This window comes from Anaerovibrio lipolyticus, from assembly GCF_021531495.1.
Taxonomy (GTDB): Bacteria; Bacillota; Negativicutes; order Selenomonadales; family Selenomonadaceae; genus Anaerovibrio.
The window spans coordinates 1-22,581 of the sequence record NZ_JADYTY010000031.1 but is presented as its reverse complement, the minus strand read 5'-3'; the positions used below and the strand labels follow the sequence as shown (position 1 = coordinate 22,581).

At 41.4% G+C, this 22,581-nt stretch carries 22 protein-coding genes, 3 tRNA genes, 1 rRNA gene and 1 pseudogene; 24 read left to right on the top strand and 3 right to left on the bottom strand.

Annotated features, from left to right (window positions below):
• Positions 1-6 precede the first annotated feature (6 nt).
• From rrf to hisIE, 12 genes are all read left to right on the top strand, one after another.
• Positions 7-123, top strand: a 5S ribosomal RNA gene (rrf, locus tag I6E26_RS09455).
• A 40-nt stretch (positions 124-163) separates the two neighbouring features.
• Positions 164-239: transfer RNA gene (locus I6E26_RS09450), tRNA-His, on the top strand.
• Positions 240-245: 6 nt separating this feature from the next.
• Positions 246-321: transfer RNA gene (locus I6E26_RS09445), tRNA-Trp, on the top strand.
• Between the two features lie 7 nt (positions 322-328).
• A tRNA-Ser gene (locus I6E26_RS09440) sits at positions 329-417 on the top strand.
• Positions 418-644: 227 nt separating this feature from the next.
• A complete protein-coding gene (gene hisG / locus I6E26_RS09435) occupies positions 645-1,316 on the top strand; it encodes an ATP phosphoribosyltransferase (protein WP_235321625.1) in 672 nt (223 codons plus the stop codon).
• Positions 1,313-2,650 (top strand): histidinol dehydrogenase, encoded by a 1,338-nt coding sequence (gene hisD / locus I6E26_RS09430; protein WP_235321624.1) that lies wholly within the window; start codon positions 1,313-1,315, stop codon positions 2,648-2,650. The genes hisG and hisD overlap by 4 nt, the downstream gene beginning before the upstream one ends.
• A gap of 39 nt (positions 2,651-2,689) precedes the next feature.
• Positions 2,690-3,769, top strand: a complete 1,080-nt coding sequence (gene hisC / locus I6E26_RS09425; RefSeq protein WP_235321623.1) for a histidinol-phosphate transaminase — start codon at positions 2,690-2,692, stop codon at positions 3,767-3,769.
• 20 nt (positions 3,770-3,789) lie between these two features.
• Positions 3,790-4,389 carry an imidazoleglycerol-phosphate dehydratase HisB gene (hisB, locus tag I6E26_RS09420; RefSeq protein ID WP_235321622.1) on the top strand — a complete coding sequence of 200 codons (600 nt, stop codon included), beginning with the start codon at positions 3,790-3,792 and terminating at the stop codon, positions 4,387-4,389.
• 13 nt (positions 4,390-4,402) lie between these two features.
• Complete coding sequence (gene hisH / locus I6E26_RS09415) at positions 4,403-5,008, top strand: imidazole glycerol phosphate synthase subunit HisH (RefSeq protein ID WP_235321621.1); 606 nt, start codon at positions 4,403-4,405, stop codon at positions 5,006-5,008.
• A 29-nt stretch (positions 5,009-5,037) separates the two neighbouring features.
• Positions 5,038-5,769: a 1-(5-phosphoribosyl)-5-[(5-phosphoribosylamino)methylideneamino]imidazole-4-carboxamide isomerase gene (hisA, locus tag I6E26_RS09410; protein ID WP_235321620.1), complete on the top strand. Its 732-nt coding sequence runs from the start codon at positions 5,038-5,040 to the stop codon at positions 5,767-5,769.
• On the top strand, positions 5,769-6,527 hold the full coding sequence (gene hisF / locus I6E26_RS09405; RefSeq protein ID WP_235321619.1) for an imidazole glycerol phosphate synthase subunit HisF: 759 nt from the start codon (positions 5,769-5,771) through the stop codon (positions 6,525-6,527). Before hisA ends, hisF begins: the two co-directional genes overlap by 1 nt.
• Positions 6,527-7,234, top strand: a complete 708-nt coding sequence (gene hisIE / locus I6E26_RS09400) for a bifunctional phosphoribosyl-AMP cyclohydrolase/phosphoribosyl-ATP diphosphatase HisIE (protein WP_235321618.1) — start codon at positions 6,527-6,529, stop codon at positions 7,232-7,234. The genes hisF and hisIE overlap by 1 nt, the downstream gene beginning before the upstream one ends.
• A gap of 41 nt (positions 7,235-7,275) precedes the next feature.
• Here the strand turns inward: hisIE and tatC are convergent, their stop codons facing one another.
• Together tatC and I6E26_RS09390 are read right to left on the bottom strand one after the other, a co-directional pair.
• A complete protein-coding gene (gene tatC, locus I6E26_RS09395) occupies positions 7,276-8,034 on the bottom strand; it encodes a twin-arginine translocase subunit TatC (RefSeq protein WP_235321617.1) in 759 nt (252 codons plus the stop codon).
• Between the two features lie 4 nt (positions 8,035-8,038).
• Entirely contained in the window at positions 8,039-8,242 is a 204-nt protein-coding gene (locus tag I6E26_RS09390) for a twin-arginine translocase TatA/TatE family subunit (RefSeq protein ID WP_235321616.1), read from the bottom strand.
• Positions 8,243-8,392: 150 nt separating this feature from the next.
• Here I6E26_RS09390 and hydE point away from each other — a divergent pair, with 150 nt between their 5' ends.
• The 12 genes from hydE (at position 8,393) to I6E26_RS09330 (ending at position 22,044) form a co-directional block, all read left to right on the top strand.
• The gene (gene hydE / locus I6E26_RS09385; RefSeq protein ID WP_235321615.1) at positions 8,393-9,445 is read left to right on the top strand and encodes a [FeFe] hydrogenase H-cluster radical SAM maturase HydE; all 1,053 of its coding nucleotides are present in this window, start codon (positions 8,393-8,395) and stop codon (positions 9,443-9,445) included.
• Positions 9,446-9,456: 11 nt separating this feature from the next.
• The gene (gene hydG, locus I6E26_RS09380; RefSeq protein WP_235321614.1) at positions 9,457-10,875 is read left to right on the top strand and encodes a [FeFe] hydrogenase H-cluster radical SAM maturase HydG; all 1,419 of its coding nucleotides are present in this window, start codon (positions 9,457-9,459) and stop codon (positions 10,873-10,875) included.
• Between the two features lie 2 nt (positions 10,876-10,877).
• Complete coding sequence (gene hydF / locus I6E26_RS09375) at positions 10,878-12,092, top strand: [FeFe] hydrogenase H-cluster maturation GTPase HydF (protein WP_235321613.1); 1,215 nt, start codon at positions 10,878-10,880, stop codon at positions 12,090-12,092.
• A gap of 263 nt (positions 12,093-12,355) precedes the next feature.
• Entirely contained in the window at positions 12,356-13,837 is a 1,482-nt protein-coding gene (locus I6E26_RS09370; protein WP_235321612.1) for a [FeFe] hydrogenase, group A, read from the top strand.
• A gap of 17 nt (positions 13,838-13,854) precedes the next feature.
• Positions 13,855-14,634 carry a 4Fe-4S dicluster domain-containing protein gene (locus I6E26_RS09365; protein ID WP_235321611.1) on the top strand — a complete coding sequence of 260 codons (780 nt, stop codon included), beginning with the start codon at positions 13,855-13,857 and terminating at the stop codon, positions 14,632-14,634.
• A gap of 2 nt (positions 14,635-14,636) precedes the next feature.
• Positions 14,637-15,848, top strand: coding sequence for an NrfD/PsrC family molybdoenzyme membrane anchor subunit (gene nrfD, locus I6E26_RS09360; protein ID WP_235321610.1), 1,212 nt, complete (start codon positions 14,637-14,639; stop codon positions 15,846-15,848).
• 247 nt (positions 15,849-16,095) lie between these two features.
• Positions 16,096-17,034: a hypothetical protein gene (locus I6E26_RS09355; RefSeq protein ID WP_235321609.1), complete on the top strand. Its 939-nt coding sequence runs from the start codon at positions 16,096-16,098 to the stop codon at positions 17,032-17,034.
• The gene (locus I6E26_RS09350; protein ID WP_235321608.1) at positions 17,031-18,533 is read left to right on the top strand and encodes a lipopolysaccharide biosynthesis protein; all 1,503 of its coding nucleotides are present in this window, start codon (positions 17,031-17,033) and stop codon (positions 18,531-18,533) included. The genes I6E26_RS09355 and I6E26_RS09350 overlap by 4 nt, the downstream gene beginning before the upstream one ends.
• A gap of 12 nt (positions 18,534-18,545) precedes the next feature.
• Positions 18,546-19,187 (top strand): acyltransferase, encoded by a 642-nt coding sequence (locus tag I6E26_RS09345; RefSeq protein WP_235321607.1) that lies wholly within the window; start codon positions 18,546-18,548, stop codon positions 19,185-19,187.
• On the top strand, positions 19,178-20,329 hold the full coding sequence (locus tag I6E26_RS09340) for a Coenzyme F420 hydrogenase/dehydrogenase, beta subunit C-terminal domain (protein WP_235321606.1): 1,152 nt from the start codon (positions 19,178-19,180) through the stop codon (positions 20,327-20,329). The genes I6E26_RS09345 and I6E26_RS09340 overlap by 10 nt, the downstream gene beginning before the upstream one ends.
• Before the next feature lie 60 nt (positions 20,330-20,389).
• Positions 20,390-21,127, top strand: coding sequence for an SDR family NAD(P)-dependent oxidoreductase (locus tag I6E26_RS09335; RefSeq protein WP_235321605.1), 738 nt, complete (start codon positions 20,390-20,392; stop codon positions 21,125-21,127).
• Between the two features lie 86 nt (positions 21,128-21,213).
• Complete coding sequence (locus tag I6E26_RS09330) at positions 21,214-22,044, top strand: SDR family NAD(P)-dependent oxidoreductase (protein WP_235321604.1); 831 nt, start codon at positions 21,214-21,216, stop codon at positions 22,042-22,044.
• 329 nt (positions 22,045-22,373) lie between these two features.
• Here the strand turns inward: I6E26_RS09330 and I6E26_RS09325 are convergent.
• Positions 22,374-22,581, bottom strand: a pseudogene (locus I6E26_RS09325) (Rpn family recombination-promoting nuclease/putative transposase); the annotation flags it as partial.

Genomic DNA, 22,581 nt, shown 5'->3' with positions numbered 1-22,581 from the left:
AAATAATCCGGTGATGTTGGCTATGTGGTTCCACCTGTTCCCATTCCGAACACAGTAGTTAAGCACATAAACGCTGAAAGTACTTGGCTGGAGACGGCCTGGGAGGATAAGAAGTCGCCGGTTCATAGCTTCTATAGGCTATGGTTTATAGAAGCTCAATATGGCGGTCGTGGTGAAGTGGTTAACACACTGGATTGTGGCTCCAGCACGCGTGGGTTCGATCCCCACCGATCGCCCCATATTATAGGGGTATAGCTCAATTGGTAGAGCAACGGTCTCCAAAACCGTAGGTTGTGAGTTCAAGTCTTACTGCCCCTGCCATTTATGCGGAGCAGTACTCAAGAGGCTGAAGAGGACGGTTTGCTAAATCGTTAGGGTCGCAAGGCTGCGGAGGTTCGAATCCTCTCTGCTCCGCCATTTCGTGAATGAAGGCATCAGATTTATCTGGTGCCTTTTTTGCTGTCTATATGGTAATTTGAGCTACGAACCTTATTAAGTTTACTTATAACTTGACTGAATTGTATTTTGGCATTATCATTAATTCCAACAAAGTATTGACTAATGGAACACACTGTGTTAGTATATTATTCGTTAGTACTTTAATAGAGTAAAGAGTAAAAGCTGCTTATAATGGAGGCGTACCCATGACTTCTGATAATATGGACTATATTACAATTGCCCTGCCTAAGGGAAAACTATTTGGCATTTCCGCTGATCTGCTGGCTAAGGCAGGCTATACAGCTCAGGATCTAAGTGAAAAATCTCGTAAGCTGGTTATTACTAATGAGGAAAAGAAAATCAGATTTATCATTAGTAAGACAGCAGATGTACCAACCTATGTGGAATACGGTGCAGCTGATATTGGTATCATCGGCAAGGATGTTTTAACTGAGTCCGGTATGGATGTTTACGAGCTGTTGGATCTGGGCTTTGGCCGCTGTCATTTGATGATGGCTGTAAACAAGGCTTGCAAGCGTGAAAAGCTGACAGATTACGCCCATACTAGAGTGGCCACCAAATTCCCACATATTGCAGAGAAATTCTTTAACAGCAAGGGTATGCAGATGGAATATATTAAGCTGAATGGCTCCATTGAGCTGGGACCTATTGTAGGCCTCTCAGAGAGTATTGTGGATATAGTGGAAACTGGCACTACCTTGAAGGAAAACAATCTGGAGGAAATTGCCTATATAATGGATGCTACAGCAAGATTGATTTGCAATCGAGTTAGCTTTAAACTGAAATTTGATAGAATCAATCAGCTTACTGAGGATTTGAAGCAGATTTTGGCTATGGCAGAGGAGGAAAAGAAATGAGAATTATCAATGTAAAGGATATGGGCCTGGAGGCTGTAGAAAAATTACTGAAGAAGCCAGCCTTTGATCAGGTTGAATTGAATCCTCGCATTCGGGAGGCCAACAAAAAGCTTTTTGGTGCAGATCTCACCGCAGCTGAAATTGTGGATAAAATCGTTGGAGATGTGCGCCGCGATGGTGACGAGGCAGTTATTAAATATACCAAGCTGATTGATAGAACTGAATTTACGCCAGAGGAATTCGTAGTTACTGAGGCTGAATATGAGGCTGCCTATCAGGAGGCTGATCCTGCAGTTGTAGAATCCCTCCGCAAGGCTGCCGAGAATGTGCGTCGTTATCATCAGGAGCAGAAGCCTAATTCCTGGATGAACTATCGTGACAAGGGCTCTATTTTAGGTCAGTCTGTAATACCTTTGGATAGAGTTGGTATTTACGTGCCAGGAGGTACAGCAGCCTATCCTTCTTCTGTAATCATGAATGCCATGCCAGCCGTAGTAGCCGGTGTAAAAGAAATTATTATGATGGTGCCACCAAAGAATGGCAAAATCAATCCATATGTATTGGTAGCTGCTAAGGAAGCCGGTGTGTCCAAAATATTTAAAATCGGTGGTGCTCAGGCTATTGCTGCTATGGCCTTTGGTACGGAAACCATTCCTAGAGTAGATAAGATTACTGGTCCAGGCAATATTTTTGTTACCCTGGCCAAAAAGGCTGTTTATGGACACTGTGATATTGATATGCTGGCTGGCCCTAGTGAAATTCTCATTGTGGCAGATAAGACCGCAGATCCTGCTTATACTGCCGCGGATATGCTAAGTCAGGCTGAACATGATATGCTGGCCTCCAGTATTGTAATTACTGATAGCCCTGAGCTGGCTGAAAAGGTAGCTGCGGAGGCAGAGAAGCAGCTGAAGGTATTGCCAAGAGAAGAAATTACCAGAGCTTCACTGGATAGGAATGGTATGATTATTATAACAGAGGATATTATGCAGGCTGTAGAGCTGGCTAATGTTTCTGCCCCAGAGCATATGGAGGTACTGACTGAGCAGCCATTCCAGCTGCTGCCATATATTCGTCATGCTGGTGCGGTATTCCTGGGAGCATATTCTCCAGAGCCTTTAGGAGATTATTTTGCAGGGCCAAATCATGTACTGCCTACTGGTGGTACAGCCAGATATTATTCTGTTCTTAATGTAGAAACCTTTATGAAGCGCACCAGCATTATTTCCTATACGCAGGAACAGCTGGATGCTGTTAGCGATGATGTAATTCGCTTGGCGGAGGCAGAGGGATTGCAGGCTCATGCTAACGCTGTAAAGCTAAGAAAGCTTTGATGCCGTTATAAAACTACTATTATAGAGAGTAGGGATAAAATGACCAGAGTAAAAAAACTTAGATATAGAAGCAAATTAGGGGATATGCCCTCCTATGATGTGGTGGAAAGAGAGTGGAAGGTTAAGGTAAATGCCAATGAATGTGGTATGAACCTGCCGCCTATGGTGGAGGACAGGGTGATGGGTCGTTTAAGCCGTGTAGCCTTTAACCGTTACCCTAATGAGGATTTGGAGCAGCTCATGGAGTCCATTGCTGATAATTATGGACTGCAAAAGGAAAATGTTCTTATTGGCAATGGCTCTAGTGAAATCATTGAGAAGCTGTTTTTTGCCTTTGGTGGTAGAAATCTGACTGTGGTCTATCCCCAGCCATCCTTCTCTATGTATCATATATATGCCAAGGCTGCCGAGGCTCGTTCTGTGGTGGTAGATCTGAATAAAGAGGATTATAGACTGAATGTGCGGGAGTTTATTCAGAAGGTAAATGATTCCAAGGCATCTCTGGCTGTGGTTTGCAATCCTAACAATCCAACTGGCAATGCCTTGCCTTTGGAGGATATAGAAAACATTGCCCAGCATACCAGCTGTGCCCTGCTGATTGACGAGGCCTATGTGGAGTTTTATGGTCAGTCTGCTGCATCTCTTTTGAAGAAATATCCCAAGCTGCTAGTAGCCAGAACCTTCTCCAAGGCCTACGGCCTGGCAGCCATTCGCTGTGGTTATCTTTTAGGGGATGCCGAGGTTATTGCTATGGTGGCCAAAACCTTTATGCCATACCATATGGATGTGCTGACACTGGTAACAGCAGATACTGTTTTCCAGATGCGGGATGAATATGTACCAAGAATACAGCAGATGATTGCTGAAAGAAACCGTATGTCAGAATTATATGCTTCCCTACCAGGCTTTAAGGTATATCCTTCTCAGACCAATTTTATATTGGTAAAATATGAAAAGGCCGTTCCTCTTAACGAAGAGCTGGTTAATATGAGTATTGGTGTCCGCAGCTTTGGTTCTGCTCCTGGACTGGAAAACTGCCTGAGAATTTCCATGGGCACCAGACAGGAAAATGATCAGGTTTTTGACGCTATAAAAAGCTTTGTAGAAGCAAATCAGTAATTTGTAAGGTGGTGGCAGCTGTGGAGCAGCACAGAAGCAGTAACATTATTCGTGAAACCAAGGAAACATCTGTGGATCTAACAATTGATTTGGATGGCAAGGGCAGAACTGATATCACTACAGGTATTGGCTTTTTTGACCATATGCTGAATCTTTTTGGTGCGCACGGCAGATTTGATTTAGTAGTAAATTGTGATGGAGATATTCAGGTAGATGGTCATCATACCGTAGAGGATATTGGTATTGCCCTTGGTCAGGCTGTAAGCAAAGCCCTAGGAGATAAGCGAGGGATTACCCGTTATGGCACCTTCTTCCTGCCTATGGATGAAACCCTGGCTATGGTGTCTCTGGACATAAGTGGCCGGCCGTATCTGGTTTATGATGCTGGTGGAGATATGGCGCCTATGATTGGTCAATACGATACAGAGCTGACAGAGGAATTTCTGCGGGCCTTTGCCTTTAATGCAGGCATTACCCTCCATGTGAAGATTATGTATGGTACCAATTCCCATCATAAGGTGGAGGCGATTTTCAAGGCATTGGGCAGAGCGTTGCATCAGGCTGTGGCTATTAATCAGGAAACAGCCAATGAGATTCCTTCCACCAAGGGCCTGCTGTAATAGGAGAAAAAAGATGATTGCAGTTATAGATTATGGAGTAGGCAATCTGTTTAGCGTAGAAAAGGCATTGATGCAGTTTGCCACAGATGTATTAATTACTGGTGATAAGGAATTGATTGCCAAAGCAGATAAGCTGGTATTGCCGGGAGTTGGAGATTTTGGAGAATGCATGAGCAATTTGGAGGCAACAGGGTTGATTCCAACTATTAGGGAATGTATTGCCAAGGGTACCCCTTTGCTGGGAATTTGCATAGGTGAACAGATTCTCTTTGAGGGCAGTGAGGAATCTCCAGAGGCCAAAGGCTTGGGAATTTTCAAGGGGATGGTGCGCAGGATTCAGGCACCTGGCTTGAAGGTTCCTCATATGGGCTGGAATTCTGTAACCTTTAGCCAGCCGAACCATCCTTTATTTGCCCATTTGGGAGAGCATCCGTATTTTTATTTTGTACACAGCTATCATTGTGTACCAGAGGATGCAAGTATTATTACAGCCACTACGGAATATGGCGAAAAGCTGACTGCTGCTGTGGCCAAGGATAATGTAATGGCAACCCAGTTCCATCCCGAAAAATCCGGTGATGTGGGACTGCAGGTTTTGAAAAACTTTATTGAAATGTAAATTATTGGCTTCTGATGGGAGAGTAAAATATGGTAATTTTTCCTGCAATAGATATTCGTGGTGGCAAATGTGTCCGCTTGTTCAAAGGAGATTTTGCTCAGGAAACAGTATTTAGTGATAAACCAGAAGATATGGCTGTAAAATGGCAGCAGCAGGGCGGAAAATTCCTGCATCTGGTTGACTTGGATGGAGCTTTAGCCGGCAAATCCCAGAACCTTGAAGTGGTTAAGAGAATTATTGCTAGTGTGGATATTCCTGTAGAGCTGGGTGGGGGCATCCGGACCATGGAGAATATCGATGAAGTTCTGGCCTTGGGGGTAAGGAGAGTAATTCTTGGCTCTGTGGCAGTCCAAAATCCCGAGCTGGTAAAGGAAGCCTGTGATAAATACGGTGATCGTATTGTAGTAGGCATTGATGCCAAGGATGGCATTGTGGCTGTAGATGGCTGGGGTGTATCTGGCAATGTGGAGGTAGTAGAGCTGGCCAAAAAAATGGCGGCAGCCGGGGTAAAAACCATTATTTACACAGATATTTACAGAGATGGCACCTTGTCAGGGGTAAATGTAGAAGCCACAGCTAAATTGGCTAGAGAAAGCGGAGTAAAGGTGGTGGCCTCCGGCGGTGTGAAATCTCTGGAGGACATTAAGGCTCTGCTGCCATATGAAAAGGATGGCATTGAGGGTGTGATTGTGGGCAAATCCATTTATACTGGCAGTCTGAAGCTTCAGGAGGCAATTGCCTTAGTAGAGGAGGCACAGTAATGTATACCAAGCGTATTATTCCCTGCCTGGACGTAAAAAATGGCCGGGTAGTTAAGGGAACCAATTTTGTAGGGCTGCGGGATGCAGGTGATCCAGTAGAGCTGGCTCACCGCTATGATTTGGAGCGCTGTGACGAGCTGGTATTTTTGGATATTACAGCCTCCAATGAACAGCGTGATACCATAGTACAGGTAGCAAGGGACTGTGCCTCTCAGGTATTTATTCCCTTTACCATTGGTGGCGGTATCCGCACTACAGAGGATATGCGAAAAATGCTAAAGGCAGGAGCGGATAAAACCTCTGTAAATACAGCCGCCGTAAAAAATCCCGACCTGATTCGTCAGGGAGCAGAGAAATTTGGCCGTCAATGTATTGTTCTGGCTGTAGATGCCCGTCGCAATGGGGAAAACAGCTGGGAGGTTTATGTTAATGGCGGTAGAACACCTACCGGCCTGGATGTTATTGAATGGGTAAAAAAGGCAACAGAGCTAGGGGCAGGAGAAATTCTGCTTACCAGCATGGATGCTGATGGTACTAAGGATGGTTATGATATACCTCTTACCAGAGCTGTGTCAGAGGCTGTAAATGTACCTGTTATTGCTTCTGGCGGTGCAGGTACTATGGAGCATTTTTATGATGTACTGACAGAGGGCAAGGCTGATGCTGTTTTGGCAGCCTCTGTTTTCCATTATGGTCAGTATACAGTGCGTCAGGTAAAGGAATATCTCAAATCCAGAGGAGTGGAGGTTAGATTCTGATGCTGGATATTTCAATGATTAAATTCGATGAAAAAGGTCTTATACCAGCAGTGGTGCAGGAGGAAAATGGCCAGGTTTTGATGCTGGCCTATATGAATAAGGAGTCTCTGGAGAAAACTCTGGAAACAGGTACTACCTGGTTCTGGAGCCGCAGCCGTCAGGAGCTGTGGAACAAGGGAGCGACCTCCGGCAATATGCAGCAGGTTAAGGATATGTATTATGACTGTGATGGGGATACTATTCTGGTTATCGTCCATCAGCAGGGTTCTGGTGCCTGTCACACAGGAACCTATTCCTGCTTTAGCGGGCGTCGGCTTATGCCAAATAACAAGGCTCTGGCTGTGGTAGATCAGCCTGAGCCAGATAAATATGCCTTGGCTGGTATTCTTAACGAACTGTATGATGTTATTAAGGATCGTCAGTTAAATCCCAAGGAAGGCTCTTATACCAATTACCTTTTTGAAAAAGGCCAGGATAAGATTCTGAAAAAGGTGGGAGAGGAAGCTGTAGAGACAGTTATTGCCTCCAAGAATCTTAACAAGGAAGAAATTATTTACGAGATGGGAGATCTTTGGTATCACTGTCTGGTATTGCTGGCTTATCATAATATCAAGCCAGAGGAGGTTTTTGCTGAGCTGATAAATCGCCATAACGGGGGAGATTATCACAAATTCACTGGCAAAACCGGCATCCGTCCTGTAGACTAAAAAGGCGCAAAATAAAAGACTGTCGCAGCTGCGACAGTCTTTTATTTGTGCAATATGTATTTTACTGCTAAATAGCCTACACCATAAAGCATAAGCATAGGAATGGCCATCATGCACTGACTGATAATATCCGGCGGGGTAAGCAGGGCACCAATAACAAAGCATACAAGGATGACAATGCGGAATTTGGCTGCCAGCATATCTGAGGTAATAATTCCCAGCCATGCTAAAATCATCATAATAAGTGGCATTTCAAAGAGCATTCCAAAGGGAAGCACAAAGGTGATAATGAAGTCAAAATAGCTTCCAGCAGATAAAAATGGCTGGAAGTCAGCACTGCCCATGCCCAGGAAGAAATTCATGGCTAGCGGCAATACCAATTTAAAGGAAAATAGCAGGCCTGCCACAAACAAAAGTACAGAAACTGGCACCAGTATGGACAGCAGCAATCTTTCCCGCATGGTGAGGGCTGGGAGAAGAAAGGCCCAGGCCTGATAAAAGATAATAGGTAAGGCAAATAAAAAGCCTGAGAAAATAGTTACCTTTACATAGACAAAGAAAGCCTCGGCAGGCTGCATATAATAAAGCTTGCCAGCTGGCTCCAAAAGAAAGGCCATAATCTCATCCAGAAAATTATAAGCTGCAGCAGCACCTATGGCTACTGCCAGCAGGCTGTACAAAATACGTTTGCGCAGCTCTGTCAGATGCCCCAATATGGTCATATCTTCACTGGTATCCTGCTGTGGGGGCTGGTGACTTTCTGTAGGCAGTGGATGCTGGTCATTTGAAGTATCTGCCATATTATTATGCCTTTTTGTCTGTATTATCAGTAGACTTCTTTTCCTCTTCTACAGTAACATTCTCAACGATGTTTTTCTCTGCATTGCGGAACTCTCTGATACTCTTGCCCAATGCTCTGCCTACATCTGGCAGCTTGCCAGGGCCAAATACTACCAATGCGATAACCAAGATCAGAATCAGCTCGGTAACACCAATTCCACTAAACATAATATTTCTCCTTTCGCAAATCAAAATATCTAACGGCTCTTATTATAACACAGTACCTTGGATTATACCTAATATAATTTTTTGAATAAATTTGCGGCTTATGTATTGCTTTCAATTAGCAAAAGTAATATTATTTATGTATGTGTATAAATGATAGCTATTCTAGGAGATGATGTTATTTCTGTTGTTGCTGATATTGAAAGAAAAAAGAATATCACAAAAGCTGAGCTTCAGTATTTGCTGGAGGGAAATGAAGGAGAGCTTCTAGGGCAGCGGGCGGCAGCAGTAAGGCAGGAGATTTATGGCCAGGCTGTTTTTATTCGGGGACTTATTGAATTTACCAACTACTGCAAAAATAACTGCTATTATTGCGGTATCCGCCGAGGCAACAAGCTGGCTGAACGCTATCGCCTTACGGAGGAAGAAATTCTTGCCTGCTGTCAGGAAGGCTACAGACTGGGCTTTCGCACCTTTGTACTCCAGGGTGGAGAGGACGAATATTTCACAGATGCTAGAATGTGTCATATTATTCGCAGTATCAAGGAACAGTATCCTGATTGCGCTATAACCCTTTCCATTGGAGAAAAAAGCGCTGAAAGCTACCAACAGTATTTCCAAGCTGGTGCTGATAGATACCTGCTGCGGCATGAAACTGCCAATGAAGCTCATTATAGTCAGCTTCATCCTGCTGAAATGTCCTTGCAGCATCGCAAGAAGTGCTTGTATACTCTTAGAGATATAGGCTATCAGGTGGGAGCAGGCTTTATGGTAGGCTCGCCGGGACAGACTGTGGATACATTGTATGAGGATTTGCAGTTTCTTAGGGAGTTAAAGCCTCATATGGTAGGCATAGGGCCATTTATCCCTCAGCATGCAACTCCCTTTGGCCAAAAGCCTGGGGGAACTGTGGAAAGGACAGTAACCCTGCTGTCCATAATAAGGCTATTACTGCCCCATGTACTTTTGCCAGCTACCACAGCCTTGGGAACTATTGATCCTGTAGGCAGGGAAAAGGGGCTGCGGGCAGGCGCCAATGTGGTAATGCCAAATTTGTCCCCAAAATCAGTGCGGAAAAAATATGCATTATATGATGCCAAAATCTGTACTGGAGAAGAAGCAGCTGAGTGTATCAACTGTTTAAAAAATCGTGTAGAAAGTATCGGTTATACGGTAGTCTGCGATCGCGGAGATTACAGACCATAGGAGAGAGTAAAATGTATGATGTAAAATCCATGAAGGCAGAGGAGTTTATCTCTGACGAGGAAATTCAGGCAACCCTGAAATATGCTGACGAAAACAAGGATAATATGGAGGTTGTGGATAAGATTATTGCCAAGGCTAAGCTGGGCAAAGGACTTACCCACCGTGAGGCTTCCGTACTTTTGGCTTGTGACAACGAGGCAAAGCTGCAGGAAATCTATGATTTGGCTCGTCAGATTAAGGAGGATTACTACGGCAATCGCATTGTGTTGTTTGCCCCATTGTATCTTTCCAATTATTGTGTCAACGGCTGTCTGTATTGCCCTTATCATGCCAAGAATAAGCACATCAGCCGTAAGAAGCTGACTCAGGATGAGATTCGCAAGGAAGTTATTGCCCTGCAGGATATGGGCCACAAGCGCCTGGCTATTGAGCTGGGAGAGGACCCTGTAAACAATCCTATTGAATATGTGCTGGAATCCATCAACACTATTTATAATATTAAGCATAAGAACGGTGCTATCCGCCGTGTTAATGTAAATATTGCTGCTACTACTGTGGAGAACTACAGAAAGCTTCATGAAGCAGGCATTGGTACATATATCCTGTTCCAGGAAACCTATAACAAGGAAGGCTATGAAAAGCTGCATCCAACTGGACCAAAGCATGATTATGCTTATCACACAGAGGCAATGGATAGAGCTCAGGCTGGTGGTATTGATGATGTAGGCTTAGGTGTACTTTTCGGCTTGCAGATGTATCGCTATGAATTTGCCGGCCTGTTAATGCATGCTGAGCATCTGGAGGCTGTTCATGGTGTAGGCCCACATACCATTAGCGTACCTCGTGTCAAGAAAGCAGACGATATTGATCCAGATGCTTTTGACAATGGTATCAGTGATGAAATGTTTGAGAAAATTATTGCTTTGATTCGCGTGGCTGTTCCATATACTGGTATGATTATTTCCACCCGTGAGGGCAAGGCTGTGCGGGAAAAGGCTTTGGAATTTGGTATTTCCCAGATAAGCGGCGGCTCCCGTACCAGCGTAGGCGGTTATGTGGAGGAGGAGTCAGAGGATGATAACTCTGCTCAGTTTGATGTTAGTGATAGAAGAACTCTGGATCAGGTAATAAGCTGGCTGATAGATTTGGGCTATGTACCAAGCTTCTGTACAGCCTGCTATCGTGAGGGACGCACCGGCGACAGATTTATGTCCCTGTGCAAGAGCAAGCAGATTCTGAATTGTTGCCATCCAAATGCTCTGATGACCTTGAAGGAATATCTGGAGGATTATGCCAGTGAGGAAACCAAGGTAAAGGGCATGGCCATGATTAATGAGGAATTGCAGAAGATTCCAAATGAGAAGGTTAGAAGAATTGCTGCTGAGCATATTGCTGATATTAGTGGTGGCAAGAGAGATTTCAGGTTCTAATTATGGCAGAATTAAATGAAGTACCAAATGCCAATCGTCTGCATATTGGCATTTTTGGCAAAACCAATAGTGGCAAGTCCTCCCTGCTGAATATTATTACTGGCCAGAGCACCTCCATTGTTTCTGATGTGGCAGGCACTACTACAGATGTGGTGTACAAGGCTATGGAAATCAATCCCCTGGGGCCTTGTGTTCTTATGGATACAGCAGGCTTAGAGGACAATACGGCTTTAGGGGCTCAGCGGCTGGAGAAAACTCAACTGGCTATGGACAAGGCAGATATGGCCATTATTGTTTTCCCGGCAGATGGCAGACAGGATTTTGCTTCTGAGCTGCAGCTGCTGGCTAGGTTCCGGCAGAAAAATATTCCTGTGCTTTGTCTGATAAATGATTTTTCTGACAATAAAGAAGCTGTAGCTGATTTGCAGGACAGATTGGCAGAGAGATTGAAGGACAGCAAGATAAAAGCTGTGGTGGCAGATTGCAGTCATACTGGCAATATAGATGAGCTGCGTATGGCTTTGGCTAGCTTAATGCCAGAGGATTTTGACACAGAATATATTACTGGGCGGCTGGTGTCTGAGGATGATGTGGTGCTGTTGGTAATGCCCCAGGATATTCAGGCTCCTAAGCGGCGGTTGATTTTGCCCCAGGTTCAGACTATTAGAGAGCTGTTGGATAGAAAATGCCTTGTTATCAGTGTTACAGCAGATAAATACCAGCAGGCCCTGTCCCAGCTCAAGACAGCTCCCAAGCTGATAATTACGGATTCTCAGGTTTTTAAATATGTTTATGAGCATAAACCAGCAGAAAGCCGTTTAACCTCCTTTTCCGTACTTTTTGCAGCCTATAAGGGGGATTTGGCCTACTACATTGAGGGAGCAAAGCATATAGACAGCTTGACAGAAAATTCCAAGGTGTTGATTGCGGAATGTTGTACTCATGCTCCTCTGCAGGAGGATATTGGCCGTGTGAAGATTCCAGCTCTCCTGCGGAAGCGTTTTGGGGCCAAGCTGCAGGTGGATGTGGTTAGCGGCACCGATTTTCCTGAAAATTTGTCAGCCTATGATTTAATTATTCAATGTGGCGGCTGTATGTTTAATCGGCAGTTTATTATGACCAGGATAGAAAAAGCAAGGGCCGAAGCTGTACCTATGACAAATTACGGCATTACCATTGCTTATTTAACAGGAATTCTGGACAAAATTTCATTTTAGGGGTAATATATACTGAGTATGGTATTTGCCCTATTGGTTATTTGAGAATGGAGACATGATGATATACTCGTTGTGATGTATATCATCATGTCTTTATGTTGAACATTACAAATAATTTACAGCTTCATGGTGGTATATATTTTTTTAATAATTCCATAAATATGAAATATTTTTTATAATTATTCAATAGTGGTAAAATAATAAATGTAAATTATTGTGTGTTTTTATATTATTGTGTTAGGCGAAAAATAAGGAGAGTTTGTATGACTAACAAAATATCTCGGCGCAAGTTTTTAAAGGTTGTGGCTGGGTCTGGCGTAGTCGGCTTTGGCGTAATGGCAGCTGGCTGCAAGGGTGATCCATCAGGAGCCCAGGGATGGATACCTGATCAGTATCAGGGAAAAGGCGACTTCCCTGTAAACCTGAAAGGCCGTGTGGCCATTAGCCAGGATAACCCATCTATCGAGCGAGATGATGAGAAGTGTATTCTGTGTGGTCAGTGTGTAGAGGCCTGTAAGAATGTTATGGGCGTTTATGGCAATTACCCATTGCCATTGAAGAATGAAGTGGCCTGTGTAGGCTGCGGTCAGTGCACCATTGCCTGTCCTTCCGGTGCTATTACTGAAAAGCGTAATATTCAGGATGTATTGGCAGCTATTGATGATGATAGCAAGCATGTTGTAGTACAGACAGCACCAGCTACCAAGGTTTCTCTGGGCGAGGAATTTGGCATGGAGCCTGGTGCCAGTGTAGGCAAGAAGATGGTTGGTGCCTTGAAGGAGGCAGGTTTTGACGCCGTATTTGACACCTGCTTCTCCGCTGACCTTACCATTATGGAGGAGGCCTCTGAGTTTGTACACAGACTTACCAAGGCCAAGGACGAAATTCCACATCTTACCTCCTGCTGCCCTGGCTGGGTTAAATACTGTGAGTATTTCTATCCAGAGCTTATGCACAATCTGTCTACCTGTAAATCTCCCCAGAATATGATGGGGGCTACTATCAAATCCTTCTATGCAGAGAAGAAGGGCATTAAGCCAGAGAACATTATCAATGTATCCATTATGCCTTGTACTGCTAAGAAGTTTGAGGTAGGCCGTGAGGAGCTGCAGGTTGATGACCAGCGGGATATGGATTATGTATTGACTACCAGAGAGCTGGCAGTATTGCTGAAGCACAAGGGCATTGACCTGAATACTGTAGCTGAAAGCGAATATGATTCCGTATTGGGCGAATCTACTGGTGCCGGCAAAATTTTCGGTGCTACCGGTGGTGTTACCGAGGCAGCTGTTCGTACTGCTTATTATTTTGCAACAGGCTCCAATCCACCAGCTGATTTGCTTTCCTGGCAGCCGGTTCGCGGCATGAAGGCTGTAAAGGAAGCCAATGCAACTATTCCAGGGGTGGGTACAGTGAATATTGCTGTATGTCATGGCTTGGAAAATGCTCGTCAGCTGCTGAATGGCATCAAGGAGCATGGCAGCAAGTGGCAGTTTATCGAATTTATGGCTTGTCCTGGTGGCTGCATTGGTGGCGGCGGTCAGCCAAAATCCTCTGTGGCTGATATTAAGCAGAAGCGTATTGCGGCCATTTACAAGGAGGATAACAGCTCCGCTAAGCGCTGCAGTCATGATAACACTGAAATTCAGTCGATTTATAAGGAATTCTATGGTAAGCCTCTCAGCGAGAAGGCTGAAAAGTACCTGCATACGTCCTTTGTAAACCGTCATGATCGGTTGTTTTGATTGAAAGAGGTGAAATAATGGCTGTTTTAGTAGATATAACAAAATGTATCGGCTGCGAGGGCTGTAGTGTAGCCTGCAAAATGTATAATGGTCTGGATTTCAAGGCTAAGCCTCGCAATATTAAGGATGGACATTTGGAATTGGATGACAATCGCTGGACTGTTATTCAGGAGTTCCATACAGCAAATGACAGTTTGCGCTTTGTCAAGAAGCAGTGCCTCCATTGCTTGGAGCCTGCCTGCGCGTCAGCTTGCTTCTCCAAGGCTATTCAGAAGGATGAAAAGACTGGTGCAGTTGTTTATTATCCTGATTTGTGTGTAGGTTGTCGTTATTGCATGGTAGCCTGCCCATATTCTATTCCAAAGTATCAGTGGAATGAGCAGTTCCCACAGGTGGCAAAATGTCAGATGTGTGAGGCCCGCCTGAGCAAGGGTGACGCACCTGCCTGTGTATCTGCCTGCACAACCGGCGCCTTGATTTCCGGTGATAGAGATGAACTGATAAAGAAGGCTCATGAGATCATTGCTTCTGATAGCCGCTATGTAAACCATGTTTATGGTGAGCATGAAGTAGGCGGTTCTGAGTGGCTGTATATCTCTGATGTACCTTTTGAGGAGCTGGGCTTCAAGCAGGTTAGTGACACTCCTGTTACCAACTACAGCAAGAGTTATCTGTCCAAGGTTCCTTTCTTTGCTGCTGGCTGGGCTTTGTTCCTGGCTGGTCTTACTTATTACAATCATCGTGTAGAGAAAAACAAAAAAAATCAGGATGATGAGAACAAGGATAAGGAGGACTAAGCATGAAGGTAAAGGTATATAAATGTTTTAGAATTTTGGGCTGGGACTTTACCATAACTCCAACCCGATTCGTTCTGACTGGCCTTGTTGCTCTCATGGCAGCTACTGTACTGCTGAGACTTTTAACTGGCTTTCAGTTTGTAACTAATTTGACTGACGAAACCCCTTGGGGTATGTGGATTGCCTTTGACGTAATGTGCGGTGTTGCCTTGGCCGGTGGTGGTTATTCCACAGCCTTGCTTGTGCATATGTTCCGCTACAAGCAGTGTGAGGTTGTAGCCCGTGGTGCTTTGCTGACCTCTCTGCTGGGTTATATTCTGGTAATGGCTGGTCTGTTCCTGGATATTGGTCAGTGGTTTAACTTCTGGCGTCCTTTCGTATCCTGGGGTTATACCTCCGTATTGTTCGAGGTATTCTGGTGCATTTCCATGTACACCACTATTTTGAGCTTGGAGTTCTTTGAGATTATTACAGAGCGCGTTCTGGTAAAGAAGCTGCATAGACATATTCTCAAGATTCTGCCTGTTCTGGTAGTAATCGGCTTGGTATTCCCTGTACTCCATCAGTCCTCTCTGGGTGGTCTGTTCCTGATTATGAAGGAGAAGATGTTCCCACTGTGGTGGAGCCAGTTCCTGCCAATCTATTTCCTCATGTCATCTTTCTTTGTAGGCTCTGCTATGGTTTGCGTAGAGACTACCTTGGCAAGAACCGCTTATGGTCATGAGATTCCTCATGAGATTATGCTGAAGCTGACTCGTGTAGGTGCTCGTATCATGCTGGTATATCTCCTGATGAAGATTTATGATCTGTTCTCTATGGACTTGTGGGGTTATGTATTCCAGGGAACTCTCCAGAGCAATATGTACTGCTTGGAGATGCTCTTTGGTATCATCATTCCTATCTGCATTATCATTAGTCCACTGAGAAAAACCAGAGGCGGTCTGCTGACTTATGCATGGCTCACTGTTTTGGGCGTTATTTTCAACCGTCTGAATTGCGTATTCACTTCCATGTATGAGAGTGGTTCCTACTTCCCAGGTATCGGCGAGATTATCGTCAGCGCTGGTCTGGTATCTCTGGGTATCCTGATTTACTGCTTCCTGGTTGAGAACTTCAACATCATCGGCAATGCCCGTGCTGTACAGGTTAAGATCGACAAGGATAAGGATATCAAGAACCTTATCTGGGCTCTGCTCCGTACCAAGAGACACTAAAAATTTGTTTATAAATAATCTCCATAAGCTAGAGATAAAAATCTGGCTTATGGAGATTTTTTTGATGAAGAAAAAACGGATGAATAAATCAGAAACATGTTTCTTAAAAGATAAAAATGCGAGGTAATATAACACTATATATAACTTAAAAGATGTATAAATATTGATATTAATAGAAAATTGTGCTATGATAATGTGCATGCTGGAAGAGGTATACTATCTTATATGTAGTGGATGGTGAATATACATGATGGTTTTTTCTTTGGTAATTTTGGCAATTTTAATATTATTAGTTCTTAATTACATTTATACCCATTCGCCAAATTATCTCAATGAATACAATAAGGTAAAAAAGTTCAATGAAAATATTCCTGATAATTTAGAGATTATTAATACAGGGAGTAATCATGCATATTATTGTATAGATTGGTCAATTGTGGGAGTAAATGGATTTAGTTTAGCCTCAGGAGCACAGTCTATTAGCTGGGACTATCGTTTATTTGAAAAATACCGTAGCAAAATTGGAAAGAACAAATTATTGTTAATTGTTCTTTCCAATTTAGTATTGGGATTTATGGATTACCCTCAGGATGAAGCTAATCGTAGGTATTATCATTTCTTAAAGCCAGAGGAAATTCCCAATGGAAATTGGTGGAAAAAATTAAAATATCATTATCTTCCTGTATTGAGCAATTGGAGAAACATAGTACATTGCTTTTATCGTAGGGGAAAAATGTTTAAGGAGCCTGAACCGTCGCTGAGATATGCAGAGCAGGAAAGTGATAATCGCATTCGTGGTTGGAAGAGTCAGTTTAAATTAAGGGATTTGCAACATCGTGAATCATTAAAACATCTAGAAGGTGAAATAAAGGCTACAAGTCAATTGCTGCGTCATATGATAGAGGAAGCGAGAAAAGATGGTATTGTACCTATATTGATGTTGCCACCATTATCTGAAATTATTAATAGGAAGATTTCAGACGAATTTATTAATGCAGTTATAGATGAACCAGTTGCAAATGTGGCCTCAGATGTTCCTTTCTTAAATTACATGCGGGATGACCGTTTTCAGGATTATAGATATTATTTCAACGGCGATTTTATGAATCAGGCAGGCCGTGAAAAGTTTATGCCTATATTGTGGCAGGATATAAAAAACGTAATGGCAGGTAATCTAAAAAAATGAATCAGAAGAAAATAGGAGTAATCTTGTCGTATGGACAGATTATGGTAACCATATTGAGCAGTTTGCTATATACACCAATAATGCTGAGAATTCTAGGAGCTGCAGAATATGGTGTATATAGTCTGAGTTCCTCCATTATAGGGTGTCTTGCATTGCTATATACAAGTATGACTAGCACCTATATGCGATATTATTCTATATATAAAAAGGATGGAAATCAGGAGAATATTGCAAAGCTAAACGGTATGTTTTTACTTATATTCAGCATACTGGCAATAATTGTTTTGATATTGGGGATATCTGTATCATGCAATGTAGATATTGTCTTAGGTGATGGTTTAAATGCAAATGAAAAGGCATTGGCTAAAATTCTTTTCATTATTATGTCTATAAATATGGCAGTATTGATGATAAAAACAGTTTTTGCCACGATTGTTATATCTCAGGAAAGATTTGTGTTTATCAAAACACTGGGTATCGCTACGGCAGTGGCGTCTCCATTAATAAATCTACCATTGCTATATATGGGATTTGGCTCTATTGGAATGAGTTGGGTTGTGTTATTCGTGTCGATTGTAGATTTGCTTATTAATGCTGTGTATTTGGTTAAAAAACTTCATTGTAAATTCTGCTTGATGAACCTTCCCTTTAAACTGCTGCCAGAAATGGCGTGGTTTTCGTTTTTTATTATTTTACAAGGAATAATGGATCAGTTTAATTGGAATATGGCAAAGCTCCTATTATCTTACGTAGCAGACAGCAAAGCTATTGGTATATATAGTGTGGGTTTGCAAATAAATAGTCTGTATATTACTATGTCATCTGCTTTTTGTGGCGTGGTTGTGCCACAAATATACAGATTGGTTAGGGAAAATAAATTATTAGAGTTAACAGCATTATGGATAAAGGTAGGACGATGCCAGTTCTATATTATGTTTTTTATATGGAGTACGTTTCTATTTTGGGGAAAATCATTTATACGACTATGGGCTGGTGCGGAATATGATGATGCGTATTATATTGCATTGATTTTTATTACGCCGTTAGTTATCTATTTGTGCCAACATATGGGAATAGAAGTATTGAGAGCATTTAACAAACACAGGCAATGGGTGATTGTACATTTTGTTTTTTCTCTTGGAGGATTTGCATTGGCCGTACCATTGTCTAAATTATATGGAGGCATTGGTGTTGCTATAGGTACAGCAATTAATACATTTTTATGTGTAACTTTTTATGATAATTGGTACTTCTACAAAGCTGGAAAATTGCGAATTATGGATTTTGCCAAAGATTTTATTAAATTCGTGCCTGCATGTATCATTATTGCAGTATTAGGTATTCTGCTAGAACAAGTTCTAGTTACAGATACTTGGTTTAGGTTTGTAACTGTAGTTTTGATTTTTTCTATTTTGTATAGCATAACCATGTATAAAATGGCAATGAATGAATATGAAAAAAATCAGATTAAAACAATTCTGATGAAATTTCATACATAAATAGGTGGTTTTATGAAAAAAATAATTAAAGATTTTATTAAAAGTATGTTAGCTTTGGTGGATAATTTAGTTGGGAATAGCTCTATAAAAAATAACACATTTTATTTAAAGGCTGTTTATAAACTCAGGACACATAAAGCTTTTATAAGCAGAAAGAAAAATACCATTATAGATATTGTTGGAAGTCTTACTTTGGGTTCTATGTATCAGCGCGGTTTTGGCAGAAGTACGTTGCTTTTAATGAGTGATTCTTCTGAACTGCATGTAAAAGGCAGTTTTAGTTGTCACTATGGTTGTGATATTCAAATATTTGAGGGTGGTAAATTGTATCTTGGCAGCGGTTTTATTAATGCAGATACCAAGATACGCTGTCGTAATAAAATAGTAATAGGTGATGGGGTTGCTATATCGCATAATATTTTAATTATTGATTGTAATGGACACAATCTAGACGGTAAGGAAGATGTTGGTAAACCAATTCATATAGGTAATCATGTATGGATAGGAAGTAAATGTATGATTCTAAAAGGAGTGACTATAGGAGATAATTCAGTGATAGCAGCTGGCACTATAGTTACAAAGGATGTGCCACCAAATGTGCTTTATGGAGGAAATCCAGGCAGGATTATAAGGGAGAATTGCACATGGAATTAGATTTAACAAAATGCACAGGGTGTTGTGCTTGTGCCAACGGTTGTCCTGTACAAGCGATTACTATGCGGGAAGATAAAGATGGATTTATCTATCCATATATTAATTCAGATTCATGTATCGAATGTGGCAAATGTAAAAGAATTTGTGATGGACGGTATAAAAAATATACCGATGATTTTGTTGCTAGGTCTTTTGCAGTATGGAGTCAGGATAAAGATATTCGCTATGAAAGTACATCTGGTGGGGCATTTTCCGAATTTGCAAAAGAAATACTGTCCCAAGGAGGTGTTGTTGCGGGAGCAGCGTATGATGAGCATAATGGTGTTGAACATGTCATTATAGATGCTGCAGATAAACTTTCTGTTATTCGGCAGTCCAAATATGTGCAATGTAATAGTAAGAATATATATAAACAGATTAAGGATATTGTAGTACAAGGCAAGTTGACTTTGTTTTGTGGCACACCATGTCAAGTTGCAGCATTGCGGTCATACTTGGATAAAGAGTACGAAAATCTGATTTATATGGATTTTATATGTCTAGGAGTGAATTCGCCCAAGGCATTAAAAGCATGGCTGACGGAAGTAGAGACAGAGGAAAAATGTCGGGTTAATAGGGTTTGGTTTAAGTATAAAAAATATGGATGGCACAGATCTCCATTGTGTACAAGGCTGGATTTGGATAATGGAAAACAGAAAATATATTTTGATAAGGATAATAAGTTTATGAGGGGGTATATACATTATCATCTGTATATTCGCCCTAGTTGCACACATTGCGCATTTAAAGGATTGGATCATGGTACAGATGTAATGTTGGCTGATTTTTGGGGGTTGCAGAGTGCGGATGATAATGGAACTTCGTTAGTTATTGTTAATAGCAAGAAGGGAAATCAGCTTTTTGAAAAAATAAAAGAAAATTTATATTCACGTGAAGAAGATTTTTCTAGGTCTGTATTAGGAAATCCAGCCTTCAGAGAATCAGCTATTTTATCAAAGTACAGTAGGGATTTTTTGTGTAGTTTGGATAGTATGGGATTTAATAAAGCGTACGAGAAATACGCTAGGGATCCATTGGCAGTTAGATTTAAGAATATTATTAAAGGATGTTTAAAAGCAGGAAAACGGATTTTTAGAAAGTAGGAAAAACTATGCGATTTTATTTAAAAAAGATGTTAAGGAAGATAATGTCACAGAGACCTGTTGAAATCTCTGAAAATATTGTGTCACGAGAAGATTTGTTTAAAAATAAAAGAACAATTGTTTTTTGGGGGGGGTACAGGAATAGGTAAGGCTATTACTAATAAATTGCTTTCCCATGGAAGTGAAGTTATTATATGTAGTCGTAGTAAGCACGAAATAGAGGGTGCTATAAACGAGATATGGGATGTTTCGGATATAGGATCTATTCAGGAGAATTTTAACAATATAATAAAAAAATATGGACAGATAGATATGGTCGTAAATTCTCAAGGAATTTTGACTCATTCAGATTTCTTGGATGTATCACCTGAAGAGATGGAATTGGTTTTTAAGACGAATATAGAGTCAGTATTTTTTATATGTCAATATGCGGTAAGGTACTTTAAAAATAATTCCATTTATGGTCATATCCTAAATATTTGCAGTACAGAAGGGTTGAAAGGTACTTGCTATCCCTATGGATTGTCGAAAGCTGCTGCAGTGAGATTAACTCAAGGTCTTGGAAAAGCAACGGTGCGTGATGGCATTATTGTAAATGGTATAGCGCCGGGAGCGACTGCTACGGATATGATGCGACAGGGAGATAAACATAATTGGGCTCCTGCCTATGGAATTCCTAGTGGTAGAATGTGTACAGCTAATGAGATTGCTAATGCGGCAGTATTTTTGCTATCAGATGCAGGACGCCAGATGTGTGGTGAAGTAATGGTAGTAGATGGAGGAGAAAGTCTGCATTAACTATTTGTATAAATACCTTCGAGCATATCGATTTATCTATTTGTGACATATTGTTTTATGATAAAGAAGGACAAGAAGGTATAAATATGAGTTTAAAAAGTGTATTGAAAAGATGTGCAAAGTTTCTGGTTTATGGGCAGCCTGTGGTTAATAAATATGTGTCGGTTGCTCATATTGATGATAACAAATTGTTGGCAGGTAAAAAAATTTTAGTTACAGGCGGTACCAGTGGTATTGGATTATCGGTTGCAAAGAAAATTATTGCTGCTGGCGGAGAGGTTATTATTACTGGCAGAAGTCAAGATAAATTGAATAATGCTTTAAAAGAAATTGATAGCAATAATTGTAAGGCTATCGTTTTTGATATTGCAAATATAACATCTATAAAAAGTAAATTTTTGGATGTTGTGGATTTATTTGATGGAAAACTAGATGCAGTAGTAAGCAATGCCGGTATTTACAAGCAAAAGAATTTTTTCGACTATACATTAGATGATTACACCAGAACAATGGATACAAATTTCACAGGTGCATTTTTTCTTGCGCAAGCAACTATAAAATATTGGTTAGATAATCACATAGATGGTAATTTGGTTTTTGTATCATCTGAGAGAGGAATTATGAGTGATGTTCACCCATATGGTTTATCTAAAGTAGTATGCAATAGTTTCGTTGAGGGATTGGCAAAGCAATATGGAGTAAATGATATAAGGGTAAATGCTGTTGCACCTGGAATTACTGCTACTAATATAAATAACATAAATCCAGATGGAAATTTATGGTTTGATAAACGGAGAATAATGAGGCCAGAGGAGATAGCAGAAGTAGTTAAATTCTTATTATCCGATGCGTCTAAATGTGTAAATGGTCAGATTGTAGCTTGTAATGAAGCATACTCGGTTAATATGGATTGCTAAAATGATTCAGAGCAGGCTCGTAATTATAATTTAGTAGATTTGTGCAAGTGGGTAATGGCTATTTTTGTAGTAGCATTGCACGGACATCCTTTTGTGGATATAATCCTTTGCAAGTTAAGCAAATACAAAAGATTTTCCTGGCTAGGCTAGGAAATGTTCCTAGGGGTTCAATAAATATGTAAATCCTTTGCAAGTTTATTTTTGCAAAGGATTTTTTTATGTCCATTCTGGGCACAACTTAAATGTCGTCTCATATTTGGGGCGGCTTTTTTTCACAAAAACGCAGCCATCAATATGTATGATAGACTGCGTTTGCGAATAGTTTCTGTTTAAAGTAAAGAGATATAGCGATTGAATTCAGAAGGAGCAATTCCAAGAGCCTTCATGGCCTTTTCAGGAGACAAGTTCAAATTACGCATCAATTCCTTTATCGACTCAATCTTACCTTCAATTTTGCCCTCTGCTTTACCTTTATTGTAACCAAAATCTTGCATTTCCTGTAATTTCATTTCGTATGTCATATAGCTCATCCTTTCT